General features: G+C 72.1%; 4 protein-coding genes. All 4 read left to right on the forward strand.

Annotated elements, in window-relative coordinates; genetic code table 11:
• The first annotated feature begins 468 nt into the window (after window positions 1-468).
• Window positions 469-1,263: a TIGR03084 family metal-binding protein gene (locus FNH08_RS42630; RefSeq protein ID WP_152776881.1), complete on the forward strand. Its 795-nt coding sequence runs from the start codon at window positions 469-471 to the stop codon at window positions 1,261-1,263.
• Window positions 1,260-2,972, forward strand: coding sequence for an acyclic terpene utilization AtuA family protein (locus FNH08_RS42635; RefSeq protein WP_322726360.1), 1,713 nt, complete (start codon window positions 1,260-1,262; stop codon window positions 2,970-2,972). Before FNH08_RS42630 ends, FNH08_RS42635 begins: the two co-directional genes overlap by 4 nt.
• Window positions 2,927-4,567, forward strand: coding sequence for an acyl-CoA carboxylase subunit beta (locus FNH08_RS42640; protein WP_152776882.1), 1,641 nt, complete (start codon window positions 2,927-2,929; stop codon window positions 4,565-4,567). The genes FNH08_RS42635 and FNH08_RS42640 overlap by 46 nt, the downstream gene beginning before the upstream one ends.
• An 8-nt stretch (window positions 4,568-4,575) precedes the next feature.
• On the forward strand, window positions 4,576-5,870 hold a 1,295-nt coding region (locus FNH08_RS42645; RefSeq protein WP_322726362.1), incomplete at its 3' end, for an acetyl-CoA carboxylase biotin carboxylase subunit.

The following is a 5,870-nucleotide window of genomic DNA, read 5'->3' on the forward strand; positions in this document are numbered from 1 at the left end:
CAGATCTGTATAAGAGACAGGTAGTGCACTGCCGTGTGCACAGCAATGGACTTTCCGGGTGCGCGGAACCTGGCCCACCGGACTTCGGCCCCTCCTCGCCCCCGTCACCGACCCGCCCGGTTCCGCTCGACAGGCGCCCGGCCGACCCGACGACACCAGTGCGGGGCGTCTCCTTCCGCTACCCGGCACTGGCGGCGGCACCACCGCGCTCAACAGCCTGTCGCTGTCCGGCCGAGCGAACTGGTGATCATCACTGGGCCGAGCGGCGCGGGCAAGTCCACCCTTTCCAAGCTCCTGCCGCGCGACGGATACGACACCCAGGTCGACCTCTGCGCCGCCTGATGGTCGGCGGCACATACAACGACTCCTGCGGCGGCGCCTGGGCGTCCTGGCCGGTGACCGCACTCGCCCGCCACCAAAAATGCAAGCACGCTTGCTTGTTTATGGTCCCGCTGCCATGCTCGCCCCATGGCCGACCCGATGCCCGTGATCGACGATCTGTGTGCCGAGAGCGACGAACTCGACCTGCTCGTCGCCGAGTTGAGCCCGGAGCAGTGGGCGCTCGCGACCCCGGCTCCCGGCTGGACCGTCGCCCACCAGATCGCGCACCTCGCCTGGACCGACCAGTCCTCCGTGCTGGCCGTGACCGATCAGGGCGCCTTCGCCCGCGCGGTCGAGAAGGCGCTGACCTCGGCCGGGAACTTCGTGGACAACGGCGCGGAGGAGGGCGCCGGTAAGCCGCCCGAGCGCCTGCTCGCGGACTGGCGGGCCGGGCGCAAGGACCTGGAGGACGCCCTGCGCGCAGCACCCGACGGCGCGCGGTTCCCCTGGTACGGCCCGCCCATGTCCACCGCCTCCATGGCCACCGCCCGCCTCATGGAGACCTGGGCCCACGGCCTGGACGTCGCCGACGCGCTGGGCGTGGTCCGCGCCCCCACCGACCGGCTCCGGCACATCACGCGACTTGGCGTCCGCACCCGTGACTTCTCCTTCGGCGTGCACGGACTGACCCCGCCGTTCGAGGAGTTCCGCGTCGAACTCCTCAGCCCGTCCGGCGAGTCGTGGACGTACGGCCCCGACGACGCCTCCGGGCGCGTCACCGGCCCCGCCCTCGACTTCTGCCTCCTGGTCACCCAGCGGGCCAACCGCGCCGACCTCGCCCTCAGCGCCGAGGGCCCCGACGCCGACCGGTGGCTGGACATCGCGCAGGCCTTCGCGGGACCTCCGGGCGTGGGGCGCGAGCCCGCCAAGGAGTCCGAGTGACACCCCTCCGCATCGGCAACGCCTCCGGCTTCTACGGCGACCGCTTCGACGCGATGCGCGAGATGCTCACCGGCGGCGAACTGGACGTCCTCACCGGCGACTACCTCGCCGAGCTGACCATGCTCATCCTCGGCCGCGACCGCCTGAAGGACCCGGCCGCCGGTTACGCCCGTACCTTCCTCGGCCAGCTGGAGGAGTGCCTCGGCCTCGCGCACGACCGTGGCGTCCGTGTCGTCACCAACGCCGGCGGCCTCAACCCGGCCGGACTCGCCGACGCCGTACGGAAGTTGGCGGACCGCCTCGGCATCCCGGTCCGGGTCGCCCACGTCGAGGGCGACGACCTCACGCACCGCCATCCGGACGCTCTCGCCGCGCACGCCTACCTCGGCGGGTTCGGCATCGCGGCCTGTCTGCGGGAGGGCGCCGACGTCGTCGTCACCGGGCGGGTCACCGACGCCGCCCTCGTCACCGGCCCGGCGGCCGCCCACTTCGGCTGGACACCGGACGACCACGACCGGCTCGCGGGAGCCGTCGTCGCCGGGCACGTGCTGGAGTGCGGCACCCAGGCCACCGGCGGCAACTACGCCTTCTTCACCCACCACGACGTAGAACGGCTCCGCCACCCCGGCTTCCCCCTCGCCGAACTCCACGAGGACGGCACCGCCGTCATCACCAAACACCCGGGGACGGGCGGTGTCGTGGACGTCGGCACGGTCACCGCGCAACTGCTGTACGAGACGGCCGGCGCCCGGTACGCGGGCCCCGACGTCACCGCCCGCCTGGACACGGTCGAGCTGACCCAGGAGGGCCCCGACCGCGTACGGATCACCGGGGTGCGCGGCGAGGCCCCGCCCCCCACCCTCAAGGTCGGCCTCAACCGGATCGGCGGCTACCGCAACGAGGTCGTGTTCGTCCTGACCGGGCTGGACATCGAGAAGAAGGCCGCCCTGGTGCGCGACCAGCTGGAGACCACGCTGTACGCCTCCAAGTCCCGCCCGGCAAACATCAGTTGGACCCTCGCCCGCACCGACCACCCCGACGCCCCCACAGAGGAGACCGCGAGCGCGCTGCTGCGGCTCGTCGTACGGGACCCCGACCAGACGGCCGTGGGACGGGCGCTCAGCGGTGCCGCCGTGGAACTGGCACTGGCGAGCTACCCCGGGTTCCATGTGCTGGCGCCACCGGGAAAGGGCGCGCCCTATGGGGTCTTCGAGGATGTGTACGTGAACCATGGGGGCGCGGACCATGTGGCGGTCCTCCACGACGGGCGCCGGGTCCCCATACCCCCGCCTCACGACACGCTCGTACTCCAGCCCGACGAGCCGATCGAGCCCGTCGACGGACCCCCTCCGCCCGAGTCCCTGCCCACCGGACTCCCGACCCGCCGCGCGCCCCTCGGCCTGGTCGCGGGCGCCCGCAGCGGCGACAAGGGCGGCAACGCCAACGTCGGCCTCTGGGCCCGCTCGGACGACGCCTGGCGGTGGCTCGCCCACACCCTCACGGCCGACCGCTTCCGCGAACTCCTCCCGGAGACGGCCGACTTGACCGTCACCCGCCATGCCCTGCCGAATCTGCGTGCCCTCAACTTCGTCGTCGAGGGCATCCTCGGCGAGGGCGTCGCCGCGCAGGCCCGCTTCGACCCCCAGGCCAAGGCCCTCGGCGAATGGCTGCGCTCCCGCCACCTGGACATACCGGAGATCCTTCTGTGACGGTCATCAACTCCACCCTGGACACCGGCAGCCCCGACCACACCGCCCACCGCGAGGCCATGCTCGCCAAACTCGCCGAGCTCGACACCGAGCACGCGAAGGCCCTCGCGGGCGGCGGCGAGAAGTACGTCGCGCGGCACCGGAAGCGCGGCAAGCTGCTCGCCCGGGAGCGCATCGAGCTGCTCCTCGACCCCGACACCCCCTTCCTGGAGCTGTCCCCGCTCGCGGCCTGGGGCAGCGACTACACCGTGGGCGCCTCGCTCGTCACCGGCATCGGGGTCGTCGAGGGCGTGGAGTGCCTGATCACCGCGAACGACCCGACCGTACGCGGCGGCGCCAGCAACCCCTGGAGCCTGAAGAAGGCCCTCCGCGCGAACGACATCGCCCTCGCCAACCGGCTGCCCTGCATCAGCCTGGTCGAGTCGGGCGGCGCGGACCTGCCCTCCCAGAAGGAGATCTTCATCCCGGGCGGGGCCATCTTCCGGGACCTCACCCGGCTCTCCGCCGCCGGAATCCCCACCGTCGCCGTCGTCTTCGGGAACTCCACCGCCGGAGGCGCGTACATCCCCGGCATGTCCGACCACGTGATCATGGTCAAGGAGCGGGCGAAGGTGTTCCTCGGCGGTCCCCCGCTGGTGAAGATGGCGACGGGGGAGGAGAGCGACGACGAGTCCCTCGGCGGCGCCGACATGCACGCGCGCGTGTCGGGCCTCGCCGACTACTTCGCCGTGGACGAGCCGGACGCCCTGCGCCAGGCCCGCCGCGTCGTCGCCCGCCTCAACCACCGCAAGGCGTACGGCGATCCGGGCCCGGCCGCGCCCCCCAAGTACGACGAGGACGAACTGCTCGGCATCGTCCCCGGCGACCTGCGCACCCCCTTCGACCCCCGCGAGGTCGTCGCCCGGATCGTCGACGCCTCCGACTTCGACGAGTTCAAGCCGCTGTACGGGACGAGCCTCGCCACCGGCTGGGCGACCCTCCACGGCTATCCGGTCGGCATCCTGGCGAACGCCCAGGGGGTGCTGTTCAGCGAGGAGTCCCAGAAGGCCGCCCAGTTCATCCAGCTCGCCAACCAGCGCGACATCCCGCTCCTCTTCCTCCACAACACCACCGGCTACATGGTCGGCAAGGAGTACGAGCAGGGCGGCATCATCAAGCACGGCGCGATGATGATCAACGCGGTCAGCAACAGCCGGGTCCCGCACCTCTCGGTCCTCATGGGCGCCTCGTACGGAGCCGGGCACTACGGCATGTGCGGCCGCGCCTACGACCCCCGCTTCCTCTTCGCCTGGCCCAGCGCCAAGTCGGCCGTCATGGGCCCCCAGCAGCTCGCCGGCGTCCTCTCCATCGTCGCCCGGCAGTCGGCTGCCGCGAAGGGACAGCCGTACGACGAGGAAGGGGACGCCGCCCTGCGCGCCATGGTGGAGCAGCAGATCGAGTCCGAGTCCCTGCCGATGTTCCTGTCCGGGCGGCTGTACGACGACGGCGTCATCGACCCGCGCGACACCCGTACCGTCCTCGGCCTGTGCCTGTCCGCGATCCACACGGCGCCCTACGAGGGCGCGCGCGGTGGCTTCGGCGTCTTCCGGATGTGAGGAATCACGTGATCGGTACTCTGCTCGTCGCCAACCGGGGCGAGATCGCCTGCCGTATCGTCCGCACGTGCCGTGAGCTCGGAATCCGCACGGTCGCCGTGCACTCCGACGCCGACGAGAACGCCCTCCACGCGCGCGTGGCCGACGCGACGGTACGCCTGCCGGGCGCGGCGCCCGCGGACACCTACCTGCGCGGCGACCTCATCGTGAAGGCGGCCCTCGCGTCCGGCGCGGACGCCGTCCACCCCGGCTACGGCTTCCTCTCAGAGAACCCCGCCTTCGCACGCGCCGTCCTCGACGCGGGCCTCGTCTGGATCGGACCGCCCCCCGAGGCGATCGAGGCCATGGCCTCCAAGACGCGCGCCAAGGAACTCATGGGCCTGGAACCCCTCCACAAGGTCACCGAGGACGACCTGCCCGTCCTGGTGAAGGCGGCGGCGGGCGGCGGCGGCCGGGGCATGCGCGTCGTCCGCGACCTCGCCGCCCTGGAGGACGAACTGACCGCCGCCCGCGCCGAGGCCCTGAGCGCCTTCGGCGACGGCGAGGTCTTCGTCGAGCGGTACTACGGGGGCGACGCGGGCGGCCGGCACGTCGAGGTACAGATCCTCGCCGACACCCACGGCACCGTCTGGCCGCTCGGCACCCGGGACTGCTCCCTCCAGCGCCGCCACCAGAAGGTCATCGAGGAAGCCCCCGCACCGGGCCTGACACCCGAACTGACCGACTCCCTCCACGCGATGGCCGTACGCGCCGCCCGAGCCGTCGACTACGTGGGCGCGGGCACGGTCGAGTTCCTCGTGTCCGACGGCACGGCCCACTTCCTGGAGATGAACACCCGCCTCCAGGTCGAACACCCCGTCACGGAGGCCGTGTTCGGCATCGACCTGGTGGCCCTCCAGATACGCGTCGCCGAAGGCCACGCCCTCGAAACAGACCCCCCGCGCCCGGAGGGCCACGCCATCGAGGCCCGCCTCTACGCCGAGGACCCCGCCCACGCCTGGGCCCCCCAGACCGGCACCCTGCACCGCCTCACCGTCCCGGACGGCGTCCGCCTCGACACCGGCTACACCGACGGCGACGACATCGGCGTCCACTACGACCCGATGCTCGCCAAGGTGGTCGCCCACGCCCCCACCCGCACGGAGGCCCTGCGCAAGCTCGCGGGCGCCCTGGAACGAGCACGGATCCACGGCCCGACGACCAACCGCGACCTCCTCGTACGCTCACTCAGGCACGAGGAGTTCACCACGGCCCGCATGGACACGGGCTTCTACGACCGCCACCTGCCCACCCTCACCGAGCC

The sequence above is a fragment of the Streptomyces spongiae genome (genome assembly GCF_009377185.1).
GTDB classification, from domain to species: Bacteria; Actinomycetota; Actinomycetes; order Streptomycetales; family Streptomycetaceae; genus Streptomyces; species Streptomyces spongiae.

What these genes read in the sequence shown, in the direction of transcription:
- FNH08_RS42640 (WP_152776882.1), top strand. Translation starts at nt 2,927, where the DNA reads ATGGCTGCGCTCCCGCCACCTGGACATACCGGAGATCCTTCTGTGACG.
- FNH08_RS42630 (WP_152776881.1), top strand. Translation starts at nt 469, where the DNA reads ATGGCCGACCCGATGCCCGTGATCGACGATCTGTGTGCCGAGAGCGAC.